This window comes from Streptomyces roseoviridis, assembly GCF_039535235.1.
Lineage (GTDB): Bacteria > Actinomycetota > Actinomycetes > Streptomycetales > Streptomycetaceae > Streptomyces > Streptomyces roseoviridis.
Genome location: NZ_BAAAWU010000001.1, coordinates 6,707,511 through 6,725,703, shown reverse-complemented (window position 1 = coordinate 6,725,703; position 18,193 = coordinate 6,707,511). Strand labels below are relative to the sequence as shown.

Here is an 18,193-nt window from a genome sequence, read left to right as displayed (position 1 = left end):
GTACACATGACGAAGGCGCCGCGGGTCCGGGGGCCGGCCACCTCGCCGGTCCGGCGCGTGCGCGGCGCCAACTGTCCAACTCTTCCGAAAGGAAAGCACCCGCCCACCCAGTGGCTCAACCGGCGGCTCGCGGACTGCGCCATTGGTACAGTGGAAACAGAGGGAGTACGGCCAGAAGGGAGCCAACGGACCATGGCGGTGGACGAGCTCGACACCCGCATCCTCCGGCTGCTCATCGAGCAGCCGCGCACCAGCGTGCGGGAGTACGCGCGGATCCTCGGCGTGGCCCGGGGCACGGTGCAGGCCCGGATCGACCGGCTGGAGCGGGACGGCGTGATCACGGCCACCGGTCCCGTGCTCTCCCCCGCGGCGCTCGGTCACCCGGTGCTCGCCTTCGTCCACATCGAGGTGACCCAGGGGCACCTGGACGAGGTGGGGGACGCGCTCGCCTCCGTCCCCGAGATCGTGGAGGCGTTCTCGATCACGGGTGGCGGGGACCTGCTGACCCGGGTGGTGGCGCGCGACGCGGGGCACCTGGAGGACGTCATCCAGCGGTTGATCCAGTTGCCCGGCGTGGTCCGCACCCGCACCGAGATCGCCCTGCGCGAGCGGGTGCCGCACCGGCTGCTGCCGCTGGTCGAGGCCATGGGACGAAAGACCCTCTGATCCGGCCGGCTCCTCTGGAAGGCTGGACGCATGGACACCGCGCGCACCTCCGTCATCTTCGACCTCGACGGCACGCTCGTGGACAGCGAGCCCAACTACTACGAGGCGACCCTGCGGACGCTCGGCGCGTACGGCGTCACCCGCGAGGACTTCGGCTGGGAGCAGCACACCCGGTTCATCGGGATCGGCACCCGCGAGTCCCTGGAGATCCTCGCCGGGCACTACGGCGTCGACGCGCCGCTCGACGCGCTCCTGGCGGCGACGAACGGTCACTATCTGGAGCTGGCGCGGGCCTCGACGCCCGTCTTCCCGGAGATGCGGGCGTTCGTGCAGCGGCTGTACGCGGACGGGGTGCCGATGGCGGTGGCCTCGGGCTCCTCTCGGTCGGCCATCGAAGCGGTGCTCGCGGGAACCGGACTGGACGCGTACCTGGCCACGCTGGTCTCGGCCGAGGAGGTGCCGCGCGGCAAGCCGGCGCCGGACGTGTTCCTGGAGGCGGCCCGCCGGCTCGGGGCCGTACCGGAGCGGTGCGTGGTCCTGGAGGACGCGCCGCCGGGCGCGGCGGCGGCGCGTGCGGCGGGCATGCGGTGCCTGGCGCTGCCGTACGTGGCGGGGACGGCGGACGATCCGGCCTTCGCCGACGCCGACCGGCTCCTGCGTGGCGGGCAGGCGGACTTCACGGCCGGGGCGGCGCTGCGGTGGCTGGCCGAGGACTGACGGCGCGGACCTCGCGGATGGTCGCGGCTGCGAGGGTAGCGCCTGAGATTTGCTTGCAGACGCGAGGATCGGCCTCCTAGGCTGGCGCCCATGCACTTCTACACCATCGGGCAGGCGGCCCGCCTGCTCGGCGTGAGTCCGGACACCGCCCGTCGCTGGGCCGACGCCGGCCGGGTCGCCACGCGTCGGGACGAGAGCGGCCGACGGCTCATCGACGGCCGCGACCTGGCCGCGTTCTCCGTCGAGCTGGCGCGGGGCGACTCGGGGAACGAGGAGGAGCCGTACACCTCGGCGCGCAACGCGTTCCCCGGCATCGTGACGGCGGTCAAGCTCGGCGACGTCGCCGCGCAGGTGGAGATCCAGGCGGGCCCGCACCGGCTCGTCTCGCTCCTGACCCGCGAGGCGGTCGAGGAACTGGGGCTGGAAGTCGGCATGCAGGCCACGGCACGGGTGAAGTCGACCAGCGTGCACATCGACCGCGCCTGACCGGGGCGCCGCCGCCGGCCCCCACCGGTGCCTCCTCGGCAGGAGCCGAAAAGGTGTGGCCCGGGTGAGTCCCCTGTGCCAGGGTTCGGGACGCACGTGCCCCTCTCCCCTGGAGCGTTCGATGACGATCCCGCCCCGCCTCGTGCCCCTCCTCGAGCAGTTCGACTTCGCCCGCGAACGGCTCGTCGCCCGGCTCACGGGTCCGGTGATGGACAGCGGCAACGGGACGGACGTCGCGGTGGGACCGGTCACCGACGACGAGTACCTGTGGGAGCCGGTCGCGGACTGCTGGTCGGTGCGCCGCCGCACGGACGGCCCCGGGCCGCGCGCCACCGAGCTGGCGGGCACCGGCGCGTGGGGACGGGACACCGCCCCGCCGCCGCACCCCGAGCCGGCCCCGTTCACCACGCTCGCCTGGCGGCTCAGCCACCTCGTCGAGATGTTCGTGCTGCGCACCGACCACACGGTCGGCACCCACGCTCTGACCCGGGACGACTTCCGCAGCCGCGGCGACGCGGCCTCGGCCGTCGCCGACTTCGAGGCGGCCACGGACGGCTGGCGCAAGGCCCTGCTGTCGGCGACCGACGCCGACCTGGACACCGTCGGGCACAGCACGTACCCGCACGGCAGCGACGCCGAGGACCCGTTCCTGGACATCGTCTGGTGGATGAACCAGGAACTCCTCCACCACGGCGCGGAGATCGCCCTGCTCAGGGACCTGTACCGGGCGCACGGCGGCGGTCGCTGAGCCTGTGCCGAGCGGCCCGCGCGTGGGACGATGGGGACAGATCCGTTCCTCGCGCAGGCAAGGAGGCGACATGTCCAGGATCAACGCCTCCATCGACATCTCCCGTCCCCCCGAGGAGGTGTTCTCGTACGTCACCGATCCCTCGCACCTGCCCGAGTGGCAGGAGAGCGCGGTACGGGTGCGCCAGACCGGCGGCGGTCCCGGCAGGTCCGGCCGGCAGGTCACCGTCACCCGGCACGTGGGGCGCCGTGACGTCGACATGAACGTGGAACTCACCGAGCTGGACCCGCCCCGGAGCTGGCACGTCCACGGCGTGGACGGCCGGGTGCGCCCCGACGTGCGGGGCACCATCGAGCCGCTCGACGACGGGCGGCGCTCGCGGGTGAGGTTCTCCGTCGACTTCGAGGGCCACGGCATCGGCAAGGCCCTCGTCCCGCTCGTCGTGAAACCGCGCGCCCGCAAGGAGATGCCGCGGGACGAGCAGAAGCTGAAGGAGATCCTGGAGCGCGGCGCCCGGTGACCCGGGCCCGAACCGCCACGCGCGGCCGGCGCCGCGACCCGGGACCGCGCCACGACGCGGGAACGAGCCACGACGCGGGACCGAGCCAGGGCGCGGCGCTGAACGACGTGCGGCTGAACGACGTGGGGCTCCGGGTCAGCCCCCGGTCGCGGGGCGGTCCCGCGTCGTCCGGGCGATCAGCATCGCCACGTCGTCCTGTGCCGGCCCCTCGGGGAGGCCGGCCAGGATCTCGTCGCACAGCTCGTCGAGCGGCCGGTCCATGTGCCGCAGCGACCGGGCGAGCCGGGTCATGCCCTGGTCGAGGTCGCGGTCCCGGGCCTCGATGAGGCCGTCGGTGTAGAGGACGAGCAGGCCGCCCGCGTGCAGGGTGACCTCCTCGGTGCCGAACTCATGGGCTCCGGTGCCCAGGGGGGTGCCGGGCGGGCCGTCCAGGAAGGTGACGGCGCCGTCCGGGGTGACCACGGCGGGCGGCGGGTGCCCGGCCCGGGCGACGGTCCACACGGCGGTGGCCGGGTCGTGGACGGCGTACACACAGGTGGCCATCTCGTCCTCGCCCAGGTCGGCGATGACGGCGTCCAGGGAGCTCAGCATGCGCGCGGGCGGGATGTCGTGGCGGGCCAGGGTGCGGACGGCGGTGCGCAGCTGGCCCATGACGGCGGCCGCGTGGATGCCGTGGCCCATGACGTCGCCGATGACGAGGCCGGTCCGCCCGGCGGGCAGCGCGACCACGTCGAACCAGTCGCCGCCGACGTCGTGGTCGCTGGCCGGGAGGTAGCGGCCGGTGAGCTCCAGGTCGGGAACGTCGGGCAGGGCGTTGTTGGTGAGGCTGCGCTGGAGGGTGAGGGCGGCCTGGCGCTGGGTCGTGTAGAGGCGGGCGTTGTCGATGTTGAGGGCGGCGCGGGCCACCACCTCGTCCATGAGGACCCGGTCCTCGTCGTCGAAGGGTTCGCGGGTGCGGAGCCGGGTCACGGAGACGGTGCCGAGCACCTTGCCGCGGGCGACCAGGGGAATCAGCCGGGCGGAGCCGATACGGGCGGAGAGGTAGCGGCGCAGGGCTTCGAGCCGCGGGTCCTTGATGAGGGCGGGGACGTCGGCGTGGGTGAGATCCATGGCGCGGGCCTCGGTGATGACCTCCTCGTAGACGGAGTCGAGCGGGATCTGGAACGTCTGCCCGACGGCGAGGAGGGCGGTGGGCGCGGTGGGGTCGGGGAAACCGGCGGCGAGCCGGCGCAGCACTCCCCGGGTGGCGGCGGTGGACTCGTCGGGGTCGAGGACGGCTTCGAGGAGCTGGACGTCGGCGGAGTCTGCCAGCTGGGGCACGAGGAAGGAGACCACCTCCTCCGCGGTCTGCCGCAGGTCGAGGGTGGTGCCGATGCGTTCCCCCGCCTCGGCGAGCAGGGCGAAGCGGTGGCGGGCGCGTTCGACCTCGATGTGGGCCTGCTGGCTCTCGGTGATGTCGATGAGGGAGGCGATGACGCCGAGGGGCCGGCCGGCGTGGTCGAGGAGCGGGGCGTAGGAGTTGGACCAGATGTGGTCGTGGTCGGGGTCGGCGGCGGTGCGGCCGGCCCTGCGGGCGTCCACGACGGCGGTGCCGGTGTCGAGGACCCGGCGCATCAGCGCTTCGAGTGCGGCGGCGTTGACGCCGGGCACGACCTCGGTGAGCCGGCGGCCCACGTGCTCGGCGGGCGGGACGCCGTTCATGCGGGCGAGGGCGTCGTTGACGCGGACGAAGCGCAGGTCGGGGCCGAGGGTGGCGAGGCCGATGGGCGACTGGGTGAACAGCGATTCGAGGGCGGCGAGGGAGTCGCGCATCTTGAGGACCTGGGAGGTCTCGAAGGCGATCAGCATGGCGCCGGGCCGCCCGTCCGGGTCGGCGGCGGGCACGATCCACATCTCCATGGCGACCTGGTGGCCGTCGCGGTGCCGTACGGGAAGGGTGCCGACGACGGTCTCGCCGGCCTGGACCTGGCGGGTCAGCCGGTCGGCGAGCTCGCGGTTGCCGTCTGGCACGAGGAGGGGGGCGGCGGGCCGGCCGATGATGTCCTCGGGGCGGTATCCGAGCAGGTCCTGGGCGGCGAGCGACCACTCGACGATCCGGCCCCGCGCGTCCTCGCGCCACAGCGCGATGGGCAGCAGGTCGTTGAGCACGCCCGCGTAGCCGACGGCCGCCCGCGGCGGCTGCGGAACCCTGCTCGGCGACTGGTGAGTGTCCAACGCATCGACCTACGCATCGGCCGGGCCCCGTGGGGCGTCATCCCGCGATCTCTACCGAATCACCCTATCCGAGACGTCTCCGGCAGGCGTGGCGCAGAGGGGCCGAGCGCACCCGCTCCCGGCTCCACCCGGCTCCACCCGGCCGCACCCGGCCGCACCCGGCAGGGCCCGGGGAGGGGTCCTCCTCGGCGTTTCGGCGTATACTCAACTTTATGAATAATCTACGCGGTGAATGAGGGAGCGGCGCGTGTATCTGCGGTACGTCGCCCTCGGCGACAGTCAGACGGAAGGCGTCGGGGACGGCGACGACGCCCGCGGGCTGCGCGGCTGGGCCGACCGGCTCGCCGAACTCACCGCCCGTTCCAGCCCCGGGCTGCGGTACGCCAACCTGGCCGTACGGGGCCGGCTGGCGGGCCAGGTGCGGGCGGAGCAGCTCGGGCCCGCGCTGGCACTGGAGCCGGACCTCGCCACGGTGGTGGCCGGGGTCAACGACCTGCTGCGCCCCCGCTTCGACGCCGACGAGGTGGCCGGTCACCTGGAGGCGATGTTCGCCGCCCTCACCGCGCGGGGCGCCCGGGTCGCCACCCTCACCTTCCCCGACCTCACCCGGATGATCCCGGCGGCCCGGCCGGTCGCGCCGCGGATCAGCGCCCTCAACGACCGCATCCGGCAGGCCGCGCGGGCGCACGGCGTCGCCCTCGTCGAAACCGGCCGTCACCCGGTCGCCGCCGATGCCCGCCTGTGGAGCCGCGACCGCCTCCACGCCGCTCCCCTCGGGCACGCCCGGATCGCCGCCGCCTTCGCCGAGACGCTCGGTCTGCCGGGCAGTGACGACGCCTGGACCCGGCCACTGCCTCCGCCCGCCGTACGGCCGCCCGGCGGTCTGCGCGCGGCCGGGGCGGAAGTCGCCTGGGCGGCCGGCTTCCTCGGGCCCTGGCTGGGCCGCCGCCTGCGCGGCCGCTCCTCCGGCGACGGCCGGACGGCCAAGCGCCCCGAGCTGCTCCCCGTGACCTCCGCCTGAGCGGGCGCGACCGGGCGCGGGGCCGTACCCGGGCTCGGGGTGCTGCCGGGGCAGGCGTCCGGGCAGCGCACGCCAGCGCCGTGCCGGGCGGCCCGCCCCGCCGGCCCGTCCGGTGCGGGCGCGGCCGGCACGTGTACCGCGTGGGCGGTGAGCGGGTGCCGTCGTCCCGACGACCGCGTACGCGACGTGCTTGATGACGTCGACGCGCTCGGTGACGTCGACGTGCTCGGTGACGTCGACGTGCTCGATGACGTCGACGTGCTCGATGACGTCGACGACCTCCATGGCCGCGGCGTCCGATCCGTCCGCTTCCCCCGCAGGCCGCGCGGGGCGCACCGGCTACCCGAGCGGGCGCGCACCCCGCGCGGTTCCGCGCGGTCCGGTCACGGAAGCTCCCGGCCGGGGGCAACCGACCCGCACCCCATCCCGCGAGGGCCCGGCACGAAAAGCGGATGCGCCTCTCCGCGGCGCTTGTTACCGTCGGCCGTATGGGTTCGTACTACTTCTTTCTCTGATTCCGGCCCCGGACAGGGCCTGAGCCGCTGACGCGCGCCCGCGTCCCGGCAAGCCCGGCGCTGTCCGTCCGCGCGCCCGTGGCGGCGCACCGACCGGATCAGACGAACCCACCTCAGGGACATCACCATGCGCGACCGCGCCCAGCTCACCCTGCACCACGTCTCCAAGTCCTACGGCGACCGTCAGGTCCTCGACCGGGTCTCCTTCACCGTCCGGCCCGGGGAGCGGGCCGCCGTCGTCGGGGAGAACGGATCCGGGAAGTCCACGCTCCTGCGGCTGATCGCCGGAGCGGAGGCGCCGGACTCCGGTGAGCTCACCGTCCGGTTCCCCGGCTCCGTCGCCCGGCTCGCCCAGACGCTCGCCGACACCTTGGCCGTCGGTCCACGGGACACCGTCCAGGACGCCGTGGACGCCGCGCTGGCGGAACTCCGCGCCATGGAGGCCGAGTTGCGCGACGCGGAGGAACGGCTGGCCGAGGCCGGCCCCGAGGAGCTCGCCGCGTACGGGGCGCTGCTCGAACGCTTCGAGGAGCGGGGCGGCTACCGGGCCGACGCCGAGGTGGCGGCCGCGCTGCACGGCCTCGGCCTGGCCCACGTGACGTACGGCCGGCGCATCGGCAGTCTCTCCGGCGGCGAGCAGTCCCGGCTCGCGCTGGCCTGCGTCCTCGCCTCCGGCGCCGAGCTGTTGCTGCTCGACGAGCCGACCAACCACCTCGACCGTGCGGCCGTCCGCTGGCTGCGGGACCGGCTGCGCGCCCATCGCGGCACCGTCGTCGCGGTCACCCACGACCGGGACTTCCTGGAGGCGACGGCCACCACCGTCCTGGAGGTGGACCGGGACACCCGTACCGTGACCCGCTACGGCGACGGCTGGGACGGATACCGTACGGCCAAGGCCGCCGCCCGCCGACGGCAGGCACAGGAGCACCAGGAGTGGCGGGACGAACTGGCCCGCACCGAGGAGCTGGTGGCCAGGGCCGGGCAGCGGCTCGCCACCACCGGCCGGGACCCGCGCCAGGGCTTCGGCAAGCACCGGCGCTCCAGCGAGAACAAGCTCTCGGGGCAGGTCAGGGCGGCCCGGACCCGGCTGGAGGAGCTGCGGGCCCGTCCCGTACCGCCGCCGCCGGAACCCCTGCGCTTCCAGGCCCGGTTCACCGGGGACGCGGAGCCGGACCCCACGCTCGCGGCCGCCGAACTCAGCGGGATCACGGTCGGCGACCGGCTGGCCCTGGACGGGCTGAGCCTCGGCCCCGGCGACCGTCTGCTCGTCTCCGGGCCCAACGGGGCCGGGAAGACCACGCTGCTCAGGGTGCTGGCCGGTGAACTCGCCCCCGACACCGGGACGGTGCGGCTCCCCGCCCGGGTGGGGCACCTGGCCCAGGAGCTGCCCGCCACGGCCTCCCCCGAGCCGCTGCTCACCGCCTACGCGCAGGGCCGCCCCGGGCTGCCGGAGGAACACGCGGAGGAGTTGCTCGCCCTCGGCCTGTTCCGCGAGGAGGACCTCGTCGTCCCGGTGCGCGCCCTATCGGTGGGGCAGCGCCGCCGGCTGGAGCTGGCCCGCCTGGTGACCCGCCCGGCCGACCTGCTGGTCCTCGACGAACCGACCAACCATCTGGCGCTGTCCCTGGTCGAGGAACTGGAGGAAGCGCTGGCCGGCTTCACGGGCGCGGTGGTCGCCGTCTCGCACGACGAGCGCTTCCGCGCGTCCTTCGGCGGCAGCCGTCTGGAGCTCCGCGCGGGCCGTCCGGTGCCGGCCCACGGCTGAGCGGCCATCGGCTGAGCGGTGTCGGGCGAGCGGTGTCGGGCGAGCAGTATCGGTTGAGCCGTATTGGTCGAGCCGTATCGGGTGAGCCGTATCGGGTGATGGCCCATGTCGAGCGGCCATCACCTGCGCGGCCACCGTCTGTGCGGTCGGCGCCGGAGAACCACCGGGTGCCCGGGCCCCGGCCGGCCGTGGCGGCAGGGCGACGGCGGATACCGGCTCCGGTCGTGAGGGGCGGGGGCTGTTCAGGCGCCGTAGTCATCCATCAGGTCCCCGAGGAGCGCCAGCAACGCGTCGGCCCGCCGGCGGTCCTCCGTCCGGGTTCGCAGCGCCCGGTCGGTGTCGCGGAGGCGGGTGACGGCGGCGGGATCGCCGTCCATCAGGTCCTCGATGCCCGCGGGGCCGACGACGTCCAGGCACGCGGTGAGCAGCCGGCGGGTGGCGGGGGCGGGCGGCGCGGGGTCGGGGGCCGAGCCGGCGGCGGCCAGGTGCCGGACCGGGTCGTTCAGCCGCCAGCCGACGACCGCGCCGTGCCGGACGAGCAGGGCCACGTCCGGTGCGATGCCGATCGCCGCCTCCAGCGGCCCGGCGAGCACGTCGTGGTCGCGCAGGCAGGTGAGCGCCGTGTCGCCGGGCTCGCGGCACAGCACCCGGCACGTCTCCAGCCGGAAGTCCCGTACCTCGTCGGCGAGCAGTCCGGCCGGGCGCACCACGGGCACGGCCGGGGCCCCGGCGACGGTCTCGGCTTGGCCGGAGACGTACGGCATCCGGAACTCGGCCCCGGCGAGGCGTCGGTTGCCGGGGTCGAACCGCAGCAGGTCGGGCGTGTCCCAGAGCCAGTCCCGGCTGCCGAACGTGGCCGCCAGGAACCGCTCCCGTTCCGCCGGGCCCGCGCAGCCGGTGAGGTCCACGGCGTTGCCAGTGAACCGGGGGGCGGGGGCGGCGGGTTCGCCCGTCACCGTCGCGGACCAGTCGCCGCCGATGGTCAGTCTCATGTCGCTCCCCTCGTGCCGGGCGTCCCGCACATGGTGCCCGCCGACGGACGCCGGCCCGGGGGTGGGGGGCGTCGCCGGGCGCGCGTTCAGGTCCCGTACACGCGCACGCCGCCCACGAAGGTCTGCTCGACACGGGCCTCGGCGATCTCCTCCGGCGGGGCGGTGAGGATGTCGCGGTCGAGGACCACGAGGTCCGCGAGGTGGCCGGGGCGCAGGCTGCCCGCGTCGTCGTGGCCGCCGGCGTGGGCGGAGCCGGCCGTGTAGGCGGCGAGGGCGGTGGTGAGGTCGAGGCGTTGTTCGGGGAGGAAGATCCGGCCGTCGGTGGCGCCTGGTTCGGCGCGGTTGACGGCGACGTGCAGCCCGGCGAGCGGGTCGGGGCTGCTGACCGGCCAGTCGCTGCCGGCGACGAGCGTGGCCCCGGCCCGCACGAGATCGCCGAAGGGGTACTGCCAGGCGGCCCGTTCGGGTCCGAGGAAGGGGATGGTGAGCTCGTCCATCTGCGGTTCGTGCGCGGCCCACAGGGGCTGGATGTTGGCGAGCGCCCCGAGCCGGGCGAAGCGCGGGATGTCGTCGGGGTGCACGACCTGGAGGTGGGCGAGGTGGTGGCGGTTGCCGCGGCGGCCGTTGGCGGTGACGGCCGCTTCGACGGCGTCCAGTGCCTCGCGCACCGCCCGGTCGCCGAGCGCGTGGAAGTGCACCTGGAAGTCGAGGGCGTCCAGCGCGGTGACGTGGCCGCGGAGGGCCTCGGGGTCGACGAAGCTCATGCCGGTGTTGGTGGTGGCGCAGCCGCAGCCGTCGAGGTAGGGGCTGGTCATGGCGGCGGTGAAGTTCTCGGCGATGCCGTCCTGCATGATCTTCACCGAACCGGCGCGGAACCGGCCGTGGGTCAAGGACTCGCGGCGGGCGACGAGTTCGGGGATCTGTTCGGCGCCGCGCGTCCGGTCCCACCACAGGGCGCCGGTGACGCGGGCGGTGAGGCTGCCGTCCCGTGCGGCGGTCAGGTAGGCGTCGGAGGGGTCGGGCCGGCCGCTGAACGCGCCGAGCAGGGCGTCCTGCCAGCCGGTGATGCCGAGCGAGTGCAGCAGGGCCTGGGCGCGCAGCAGCCCGGCGAGCCGGTCGGCGGCGGTGCCGGGCGGGACGAGCCGGGAGACGAGGTCGGACGCTCCTTCCTGGAGGACGCCGGTGGGGACGCCGTCCGCGTCGCGTTCGATCCGCCCGTCGGCCGGGTCGGGGGTGTCGGCGGTGATCCCGGCGAGCTCCAGGGCCAGGGAGTTGGCCCAGGAGCCGTGGTGGTCGCGGTTGACCAGGAGGACGGGCCGGTCGGCGACGACCGAGTCGAGCGACTGCCGGGTCGGCAGGCCGCCCGCGAAGCTCTCCATGGACCAGCCGCCGCCGGTGATCCACGCGTGCTCGGGGTGGGCGGCGGCGAACTCCCCGACGATGCGGAGGTACGCGTCGGCTCCGGTGGTGCCGCTCAGGTCGCACTCGGCGAGCTCCATGCCTCCGAAGACCGCGTGCACATGGGCGTCCTGGAAGCCGGGGACGAGCAGCTTGCCCGCGAGGTCGACGACTTCGGTGCGCGGGCCGACGAGGTCGCGTATCCCGTCGTGGCCGACGGCCGTGATCCGCCCGCCCGTGACGGCGAGCGAGGTGGCCCGGGTGCGGGCGGGATCGCCGGTGAAGACGGGGCCACCGGTGAAGACCAGGTCGGCCGTGCTCATGTCGGTACTCCTGGAGGTGAGGGGACCGGCGCGGAGCCGGTGCGGGGGCGCCATGCAACCCGGCGGGCCGACAACAGGTCAAGGGTGTTGTCATAAGGGGGTCCCGGGTAGGGTCCGGCCATGGCCGAACGAGTGGTTCCGGAGGACCGGCGACGGCGGCGTCGTCCCACCAAGCAGGGCGTCGTGCTCTCCGAGCGGCTGATCGTCGAGACCGCGCTCCGGCTCGTCGCCGGGCACGGTGCCGACGCGCTGTCCGTACGGCGTCTGGGGGCCGCCCTGGGCGCCGATCCCAGCGCGGTCTACCGCTACTTCCGCAACGCCGACGACCTGCTGCTCGCCCTCGCCGACGAGATGGTCGGCCGGGCGCAGGCCGGCTGGCGGGCCACCGGGGACTGGCGGGCCGACCTGCGGGAGATCGCGCGGCGCATCCACGCCGCCTATCTCGCGCACCCGCAGGTCGCGGCCCTCGCGGCGCACCGCACGACGGGCCGCGCCCACGAGACCCGGGCGGTCGAGGCGATCCTCGGGGTGCTGCGCGGAGCGGGGTTCCCGGATCGGGAGGCGGTCCGGATCTATCACGCGCTCGCGGACCAGGCGCTGGCCTTCGCCGCCCTGGACGCCGCCGCGCTCGCCCTTCCGGAACCGGCCCGGGAGCACGACGAGCGGGTCTGGCACGCCGCGTACGGCCGGCTCCCCGCCGCCACCCACCCCAACGTGGCGGCCACGTATCCGCTGCTCGCCGCCGACATGCGGGACAGCGGCCACCCGTTCGCGCTGGAGCTGCTCCTCGACGCGGTGGGGGCACGGCTGGCCTCGTACGGCCGACGCCAGGCCCCCTGAGGAAGTCCCGCCTGCCCCGGGCGACCGGCCGTCCCCCGGCCGGTGGTTCATCGCGGCTTCACCCGCCGACCCCCGCCGCTTGGGGGCGTGTTGGTGCGCGCGTCACGGCTCCGGTGTGCGGTGGGCGGCATGCGCGGGGGACGGCGGGCCGGGTGGCGGCGACGGGGGTACGCGGCGGCGGTGGCGGGTCTGGTCGTGGCGGCCGTGGCGGCGGACGGGCCACGGGAGCACGGGCCCGGCCGTGGAGGGACGGTGCACGGCGCCTGCCGGTCCTCCGTGCCGTTCGTGTCCGGCACCGGCGGCTACGCGGCCTACCGCATCCCCGCGGTGGTCCGCACCCCGGCCGGCACCCTGCTGGCCTTCGCGGAGGGGCGGGTGCACGGCACCGGGGACGCGGGCGCCGTGGACATCGTGCTGCGGCGGTCGGCCGACGGCGGCTGCAACTGGGGGCCGCGGCGGTGGTCGCGGCCGGGGACGGGGACACCCGGGGCAATCCGGCGCCCGTGGTCGACCCGCGCAGCGGTGACGTGGTCCTGGTGAGCGCGGGCAACGACGGGGCGGTGACCGAGGGCACGGTGCTGCGCGGCCGGGCCACCGCCGCCGGGGGCCGACGGGTGTACGTGCAGCGCAGCACGGACGACGGACGCAGCTTCTCCGCACCCCGGGACATCACCTCCTCGGTGACGAAGGACGGGTGGCGCTGGTACGCGACGGGGCCGGGCCACGCCCTCGCGCTCGCCCACGGCCGGTACGCCGGCCGGCTCGTCGTCCCCGCCAACCACTCGGCCGCTCCCCCGCCGGGCTCCCCCGACACCGGTCGCGAGCCGCGCTACTACGGGGCGCACGCGCTGCTGAGCGACGACGGCGGGCACAGCTGGCGGCTCGGCTACACCGACGAGGCGTACGAGGGCACGGTCAACGCCAACGAGTCGACGGCCGCCGAACTCCCCGACGGCACGCTCTACGTCAGCACCCGCGACCAGCACGGCACCGGCCCCGGCCACCGCGCCGACAGCCGTTCCCGCGACGGCGGCGCCACCCTGGAGCGCCCTTTCGCGCCGCACCCCGGACTGGAGGAGGTGCCGGTCGTCCAGGGCAGTGTGCTGTACGTGGCGGGGCCGCCGGGCCTGCTGGTCCTCTCCGCGCCCTCGGTCCCGACCGCCCGCACGGCCCTCGCCCTGTGGACCAGCGCGGACGGCGGCCGCACCATCGGCCGCGCGCTCACCCTCTCGCACCGGCCGGCGGCCTATTCGGACCTGGTCCGGATCGACGGGCGGACGATCGGCGTGCTGTACGAGACGGGGGCGCGCGACCCGTACGAGACCGTCGTCTTCCGCCGCGTACCGCTCGCCGCGCTCACGCCTCCGGCGCGGTGACGGCGGGTGCGGTGACGGCGGGTGCGGTGACGGCGGGTGCCGGGTGCCGGGTGCCGGGTGCAGGTCGGCCGGGGTGCGCGACGAGGGCGACCCGCGCCGGTCCCCTCCGCTCAGGGGCGCAGGTCCTTCGCCTCGAAGCGGCCCTCGCCGAGGACCAGGACGAAGGACACCTGCTGGCCTTCCGAGAGGGGGTGGCCGTCCTCGACGTCATCGACGCGGAAGTAGACCGGTTCCTCCGAGTTCAGGGGGAGGACGAAGCCGTAGCCGGCCGTGCGGTCGAAGGACGTGACGAAGCCGACGCTCCTGCCTGTCTCCATGGGGAGGGCTCCCTTCCGTCGCGGGGGTACCTGTTGTCGATACCCCCCGCGACGTCGGGGATCCCACCGCTCGAGCCGCTAGATGCCGGGGATCTCGCGGGCCCGGAACGCGGTGCGCACGGCGTCCGCCGCGTCCTTGCCGTACATGCGCTGCGCCGTGTCGACCGTCTGCGCCGCCGCGGCCGCGAAGGAGGTGTCGGGGGCGAAGCCGAACTGGGCGTTGACGATGATCCGGTCGGCGGTCCGGGCGCCGAGCACGCCGCGGACGTCCCACAGCGCGCGGGACCAGATCTGGCCGTCCGCGTGGACCTGGCCCGTGCGGTCGGCGTAGGTCTTGTCGCCGTCGATCCGGCGCAGGCAGTGCGGGGCGGGGCTGTAGGACGCGGCGTCCCAGTCGGCCACGCAGGCGAGGTCGGCCCTCACCGGCCAGCCGTACCGCTCGGCGGCGTGCGCGCCGACCGTGACGGCCAGGTAGTCGCCGAACGCCTCGCCGATCGCGCCGGCCTCCGGGGAGGTGCCGAAGCCGGGTACCTGGGCATGGTGCACGGCGTGCCCGTACTCGTGGACGATCACCTCCGCGTCCTCGGCGTCGTCGACGCCGCCCTTGCCGAAGCGGATCTCGGCCTTCTTGTCGGTGAAGAAGGAGTTGTCCGAGCCCCACTGGTTGATGCGCACGGGCTGCGGCCGGTCGTTGGCGCCGGGCAGCTCGCTGCCGAAGCCGAGGCCCTGGAGGTACTCCTGGGCCTCGTTGACCCAGAAGTACGCCATGACCTGCTCGAACCGGTCGTCGTCGCGGCTGTACGAGGCGGCGTCGGCGGTCTTCGCGGAGGCGCCGGTGTCGGAGCGGACGGTCACCCAGCGTCCGGACAGTCCGCCGCTGCCGTCCAGGCCGCGCAGGGCGGCGGTGGCGTAGGCGGAGGCGGGGACCGCGCCGGCGGCGTCCTTGGCGTCGGTGAGCGTCTGGTCCCCCGAGGACTGCACGGGGTTGACCATGAAGACGCGGGCCTGCGGTCCGGTCGTGCCGGGGGCCGGGCCGGAGGCCGCGGCCGAGGCGGCACCGGCGGGGGCGAGCAGCGCCGCGGTGGCGGTGGCCGCGGCTATCAGGCCGCGGGATGTGCGGCGAACCATGGAGGTCCTCCCGTTGGGGGGTGTGCGGTGAGGGGGTGGCGTGGTGCGGGCGTGATCATGGCGCAGGACCGGGCCCCGCGTCGAGGGGCCCGGCGGCATCGAGGAGTTGCCGGCGAGGTTCTTGGCGGCGTTTACGGCGGCGCCAGGTCGTCACGTGTCCGGACCGGCGTCACAGCGGCGGACCGGCGTCACAGGGCCGGACCGGCGTCACAGGGCCGGACCGGCGTCACAGGGCCGGACCGGCGTCACAGGGCCGGGCGGGCGTCACGGCGCCGGGCGGGCGTCACAGGGCGGGGCGGGCGTTGCGGGCGAGGGTGTGGGCGAGGTCCGGCCACCAGGCGCCGGCGGGCGGGTCGACGATCCCGTACACCGGGTCCACCGTGCCGCCGGTGCCGCGGGTGCAGGAGCCGTCGGACTCGCCGATCGTCTTCACGTACAGGTACGCGTCGACGAGCGGGACGCCGGTGGCGGCGGTCGGGCGCTCCCCCATGCCGCGGCCGGGCGGGTTGCACCAGGTCTCGGGGTCGGTGTACGCGCCGGGGGCGGGCTGCCAGGGGCCGAGACCGTTGCGGCTGGTGTCGACGACGAAGTGGAGCAGTTCGTCCGTGGACGGGCTGCCGACGCTCCGGTCGTACCAGGCGTCGGTCCAGTGCCAGGTGGTCGGGTCCTCGGCGAGGACCGCGTTGCCCGGCCGGCCGTCGTTGGGGGCGGCCGAGGAGTAGTACTGGTCGGCGCACCAGTCGGTGTGGCCGCGCGCCCAGTCGGGCCCCTCGGTGGCGAACCAGACGCACTTGGCGACCCAGGTGCCGTACTGGTTGCTCTGGCCGGTGGGCTGGAAGTTGGAGACGTTCAGGGCGAAGCCGTCGGCGCGGGCGGCTCCGGCGTCGATGAGCCGCTGGGCGATGTCGCCGACGGACTTCCACTTGCTGTTGCCGGCGTCGAGGTAGACGGCGGTGCCGGGCCGGGCCTTGAGCGTGGAGACGGCGAAGCCGAGGTCGGCGAGGCGTTCGGCGGTGCGCGTGCCGTCCGGGTCGACCGATCCCGCGCAGTCCTTCGGGAGTGCGGCGAGGCCGTCGGGCTCCAGGACCACCACGGCGGGGCCGTCGCCGATGCCTTCGGCGAGAGCGGCGATCCACGCGCGGTACGCGGCGGAGGACGCGGCGCCTCCGCTGGAGTAGAGGCCGCAGTCACGGCCCGGAACGTTGTAGGCGACGGCCACGGGCACCTGGCCCGTGGCCTTGGCCGCGGCGACCAGTCCGGCGGCGTCCGCGCGGACCTCGGCGGGGGTGCCGCCGGTGAACCAGGCGGCCTGCGGGAGGCCGGCGAGCGCCCTCATGTTCGCCGCGTTCTCCTGGTCGTCGGCGGCGGCGTCGACGACGGCCTGCCGTGCGGCGCCGTTGTCCGGGTCCACGTAGAAGCGGGCGGATGCGGTGAGCGGACCCGCGGCGGGTGCCGGATCGGTGACGGCGGACTCGGCGGCGGATTCCGTGGCCGAGGATGCCGTGGCCGCGGATGCCGTGGCGGCCGGCTCCGTGGCGGCCGGTTCGCCGGCGCGGGCAGCCGGGGTGACGGCGAGCCAGGCGGCGCAGGCGGCGGCCGCCGCGGCCAGGGCGGCTGAGCGCCGCCCTCGCATCCGGTACGTCATGACAGGACCTCCCTTGGCGTGATCACGTGCAGCGTAGGACGCGTGATCATCCGCCGGGCGAGAACGGAAGGATCCGCCGGAACGCACGGCGCACGGGCGGCGCACGGGACGCCGGCCGGGGTGAAGGGCGCGTACGGCGGGAGACCGACGAGCGCGCCGAGCGCACGGAGGCGCACGGCGGACTGAGCCCCGGTCACTGAGCGCGGGGCGCACGGCCGACTCGACCCCGGTGACTGAGGGCGGGGCGCACGGCCGACTCGGCCGGGGTGACTGAGTGCGAGGCGCACGGCCGACTCCGTACCGACGGCTCAGCGCGGGGCGCACGGCCGACTGAGCCCCGGTCACTGAGCGCGAGGCGCACGACCGGACTCCGTACCGACGGCTCAGCGCGCGGCGCACGACCGGACTGCGCACCGACGGCAAGGGAGGGGCGAACGCCGAGCCCCGCACCGACGGCTGAGAGCGGGCCCACGGCAGCTCCGTTCCGAGGACTGAGAGCGGGGCCCACGGCGGGCTCGGCCCGGTGGCTGCGTGCGGGGTGCGCGGAGCGCTCAGTCCCGGCGGCTGCTCTCGTCCCTGAGCCAGGTCGCGAAGTCGCCCGACCGGACCGCCCTGCGCGCGCCCCGGCGCGCGACGAGCGCCGCCGTGAGGAAGACGACGAGGGCGGGCAGCAGGGTGGGGTCGGCGCGCAGGAGGGCGGCGAGGTCGCCGAGGCCGGTGCGGGCGGAGGGGGGCGCCGGGGTGCCGGCGGGGGCGGAACGGTCCTGGTGGGCCTCCAGCTGGGCCGTCGAGGTGGCCGCGCGGACCCGGCGGCGGATGAGGTCCGGCCAGGTGCGGGGCGGGCGGACGACGACCCGGGCGGAGGGCACCACCGTCCGTTCGGCCGGGGCGAAGGCGAGGGAGGCGGCCAGGTCGTCGGCCATCAGGGGCGGCAGGGCGGCGAGCCGGGCATGGCCCTCGCCGGACACGGCGATCACTCCGCGCCCGAACAGGCCGTCGCGTACGGCGGGCAGCCGCTGCCAGACGCGGTAGTAGGCCCGCACGGGCCAGGAGCAGCCGGTCATCGGCAGCTCCCGATCGGGTGCGGCGGCGAGGACGGCGCCGGGGCCGCGCAGCGCCGCGGTCAGGGCGCGGGCGTCGGCGGCGCCCAGTTCCACGTCGGCGTCGACGTAGATCCGGGGGAAGCCGTGGGCGTGCGCGTCGCCGAGCCGCAGGGCCTCGTGCTTGGAGGGGACGGGGGTCTCGACGACGCGGACGCGCGGGCCGTAGGAGGCGGCGACGCGTGCGGTGCCGTCCGTGCAGCCGTTGCACACGACCACGAGGTCGAACTCCCCTTCCGCCGGCCCGTCCGGGAGGTCCGCGAGGAGTCCGTCCAGGAGCCGGCCGAGGGTGCGTTCCTCGTTGTGCGCGGGGATCACGATGCTGGGACCGTCGGGCATGCGGCCAGTATGACCCTCGCGTCCGACTCTCACAGTTCCTTCGACTATCGGTAGGAGTTTCACACAACTCCTGGCTGGCCTGC

15 protein-coding genes and 1 pseudogene are annotated in these 18,193 nt (G+C 75.3%); 9 read left to right on the top strand and 7 right to left on the bottom strand.

Features of this window, described 5'->3' with window-relative positions; translation table 11 throughout:
- Nucleotides 1–192 precede the first annotated feature (192 nt).
- The 5 genes from ABD954_RS30415 to ABD954_RS30395 all read left to right on the top strand — a co-directional run bounded on the left by ABD954_RS30415 (nucleotide 193) and on the right by ABD954_RS30395 (nucleotide 3,137).
- The gene (locus ABD954_RS30415; protein WP_345490913.1) at nucleotides 193–666 is read left to right on the top strand and encodes an Lrp/AsnC family transcriptional regulator; all 474 of its coding nucleotides are present in this window, start codon (nucleotides 193–195) and stop codon (nucleotides 664–666) included.
- A 30-nt stretch (nucleotides 667–696) separates the two neighbouring features.
- Nucleotides 697–1,383, top strand: coding sequence for an HAD family hydrolase (locus tag ABD954_RS30410; protein WP_345490911.1), 687 nt, complete (start codon nucleotides 697–699; stop codon nucleotides 1,381–1,383).
- A gap of 90 nt (nucleotides 1,384–1,473) precedes the next feature.
- Nucleotides 1,474–1,869 carry a TOBE domain-containing protein gene (locus ABD954_RS30405; RefSeq protein ID WP_345490909.1) on the top strand — a complete coding sequence of 132 codons (396 nt, stop codon included), beginning with the start codon at nucleotides 1,474–1,476 and terminating at the stop codon, nucleotides 1,867–1,869.
- 121 nt (nucleotides 1,870–1,990) lie between these two features.
- Nucleotides 1,991–2,617: a DinB family protein gene (locus ABD954_RS30400; RefSeq protein ID WP_345490907.1), complete on the top strand. Its 627-nt coding sequence runs from the start codon at nucleotides 1,991–1,993 to the stop codon at nucleotides 2,615–2,617.
- A 70-nt stretch (nucleotides 2,618–2,687) separates the two neighbouring features.
- Entirely contained in the window at nucleotides 2,688–3,137 is a 450-nt protein-coding gene (locus tag ABD954_RS30395; protein WP_345490905.1) for an SRPBCC family protein, read from the top strand.
- Nucleotides 3,138–3,272: 135 nt separating this feature from the next.
- Here ABD954_RS30395 and ABD954_RS30390 read toward each other — a convergent pair whose 3' ends face one another.
- On the bottom strand, nucleotides 3,273–5,351 hold the full coding sequence (locus tag ABD954_RS30390; RefSeq protein ID WP_345490904.1) for a SpoIIE family protein phosphatase: 2,079 nt from the start codon (nucleotides 5,349–5,351) through the stop codon (nucleotides 3,273–3,275).
- 247 nt (nucleotides 5,352–5,598) lie between these two features.
- Between ABD954_RS30390 and ABD954_RS30385 the strand changes: the two genes are divergently transcribed.
- Together ABD954_RS30385 and abc-f are read left to right on the top strand one after the other, a co-directional pair.
- Nucleotides 5,599–6,372 carry an SGNH/GDSL hydrolase family protein gene (locus ABD954_RS30385; RefSeq protein ID WP_345490902.1) on the top strand — a complete coding sequence of 258 codons (774 nt, stop codon included), beginning with the start codon at nucleotides 5,599–5,601 and terminating at the stop codon, nucleotides 6,370–6,372.
- Nucleotides 6,373–7,014: 642 nt separating this feature from the next.
- The gene (gene abc-f, locus ABD954_RS30380) at nucleotides 7,015–8,652 is read left to right on the top strand and encodes a ribosomal protection-like ABC-F family protein (protein ID WP_345490900.1); all 1,638 of its coding nucleotides are present in this window, start codon (nucleotides 7,015–7,017) and stop codon (nucleotides 8,650–8,652) included.
- 242 nt (nucleotides 8,653–8,894) lie between these two features.
- Here abc-f and ABD954_RS30375 read toward each other — a convergent pair whose 3' ends face one another.
- On the bottom strand, nucleotides 8,895–9,644 hold the full coding sequence (locus tag ABD954_RS30375) for a hypothetical protein (RefSeq protein WP_345490898.1): 750 nt from the start codon (nucleotides 9,642–9,644) through the stop codon (nucleotides 8,895–8,897).
- A gap of 86 nt (nucleotides 9,645–9,730) precedes the next feature.
- Nucleotides 9,731–11,365: an amidohydrolase gene (locus tag ABD954_RS30370; RefSeq protein WP_345490896.1), complete on the bottom strand. Its 1,635-nt coding sequence runs from the start codon at nucleotides 11,363–11,365 to the stop codon at nucleotides 9,731–9,733.
- A 120-nt stretch (nucleotides 11,366–11,485) separates the two neighbouring features.
- Here ABD954_RS30370 and ABD954_RS30365 point away from each other — a divergent pair, with 120 nt between their 5' ends.
- Together ABD954_RS30365 and ABD954_RS30360 are read left to right on the top strand one after the other, a co-directional pair.
- Nucleotides 11,486–12,205, top strand: coding sequence for a TetR/AcrR family transcriptional regulator (locus ABD954_RS30365; RefSeq protein ID WP_345490894.1), 720 nt, complete (start codon nucleotides 11,486–11,488; stop codon nucleotides 12,203–12,205).
- Nucleotides 12,206–12,334: 129 nt separating this feature from the next.
- Nucleotides 12,335–13,581 (top strand): annotated as a pseudogene (locus ABD954_RS30360) (sialidase family protein).
- 110 nt (nucleotides 13,582–13,691) lie between these two features.
- On the opposite strand, the gene ABD954_RS30355 reads toward ABD954_RS30360, so the two are convergent.
- From ABD954_RS30355 to ABD954_RS30340, 4 genes are all read right to left on the bottom strand, one after another.
- Entirely contained in the window at nucleotides 13,692–13,898 is a 207-nt protein-coding gene (locus tag ABD954_RS30355; RefSeq protein ID WP_345490892.1) for a cold-shock protein, read from the bottom strand.
- Nucleotides 13,899–13,976: 78 nt separating this feature from the next.
- A complete protein-coding gene (locus ABD954_RS30350; RefSeq protein ID WP_345490891.1) occupies nucleotides 13,977–15,026 on the bottom strand; it encodes a M4 family metallopeptidase in 1,050 nt (349 codons plus the stop codon).
- A gap of 283 nt (nucleotides 15,027–15,309) precedes the next feature.
- Nucleotides 15,310–16,671, bottom strand: a complete 1,362-nt coding sequence (locus ABD954_RS30345) for a glycoside hydrolase family 6 protein (RefSeq protein WP_345490889.1) — start codon at nucleotides 16,669–16,671, stop codon at nucleotides 15,310–15,312.
- A 551-nt stretch (nucleotides 16,672–17,222) separates the two neighbouring features.
- Nucleotides 17,223–18,110, bottom strand: a complete 888-nt coding sequence (locus ABD954_RS30340; protein WP_345490887.1) for a glycosyltransferase family 2 protein — start codon at nucleotides 18,108–18,110, stop codon at nucleotides 17,223–17,225.
- Between the last annotated feature and the right edge of the window lie 83 nt (nucleotides 18,111–18,193).

Excerpts from the sequence above, each read along its gene's own strand:
- ABD954_RS30340 (WP_345490887.1), bottom strand. The coding sequence starts at position 18,110 with ATGCCCGACGGTCCCAGCATCGTGATCCCCGCGCACAACGAGGAACGC.
- ABD954_RS30355 (WP_345490892.1), bottom strand. The coding sequence starts at position 13,898 with ATGGAGACAGGCAGGAGCGTCGGCTTCGTCACGTCCTTCGACCGCACG.
- ABD954_RS30395 (WP_345490905.1), top strand. The coding sequence starts at position 2,688 with ATGTCCAGGATCAACGCCTCCATCGACATCTCCCGTCCCCCCGAGGAG.
- abc-f (WP_345490900.1), top strand. The coding sequence starts at position 7,015 with ATGCGCGACCGCGCCCAGCTCACCCTGCACCACGTCTCCAAGTCCTAC.
- ABD954_RS30345 (WP_345490889.1), bottom strand. The coding sequence starts at position 16,671 with ATGACGTACCGGATGCGAGGGCGGCGCTCAGCCGCCCTGGCCGCGGCG.
- ABD954_RS30365 (WP_345490894.1), top strand. The coding sequence starts at position 11,486 with ATGGCCGAACGAGTGGTTCCGGAGGACCGGCGACGGCGGCGTCGTCCC.
- ABD954_RS30410 (WP_345490911.1), top strand. The coding sequence starts at position 697 with ATGGACACCGCGCGCACCTCCGTCATCTTCGACCTCGACGGCACGCTC.
- ABD954_RS30350 (WP_345490891.1), bottom strand. The coding sequence starts at position 15,026 with ATGGTTCGCCGCACATCCCGCGGCCTGATAGCCGCGGCCACCGCCACC.
- ABD954_RS30415 (WP_345490913.1), top strand. The coding sequence starts at position 193 with ATGGCGGTGGACGAGCTCGACACCCGCATCCTCCGGCTGCTCATCGAG.
- ABD954_RS30375 (WP_345490898.1), bottom strand. The coding sequence starts at position 9,644 with ATGAGACTGACCATCGGCGGCGACTGGTCCGCGACGGTGACGGGCGAA.
- ABD954_RS30370 (WP_345490896.1), bottom strand. The coding sequence starts at position 11,365 with ATGAGCACGGCCGACCTGGTCTTCACCGGTGGCCCCGTCTTCACCGGC.
- ABD954_RS30405 (WP_345490909.1), top strand. The coding sequence starts at position 1,474 with ATGCACTTCTACACCATCGGGCAGGCGGCCCGCCTGCTCGGCGTGAGT.
- ABD954_RS30400 (WP_345490907.1), top strand. The coding sequence starts at position 1,991 with ATGACGATCCCGCCCCGCCTCGTGCCCCTCCTCGAGCAGTTCGACTTC.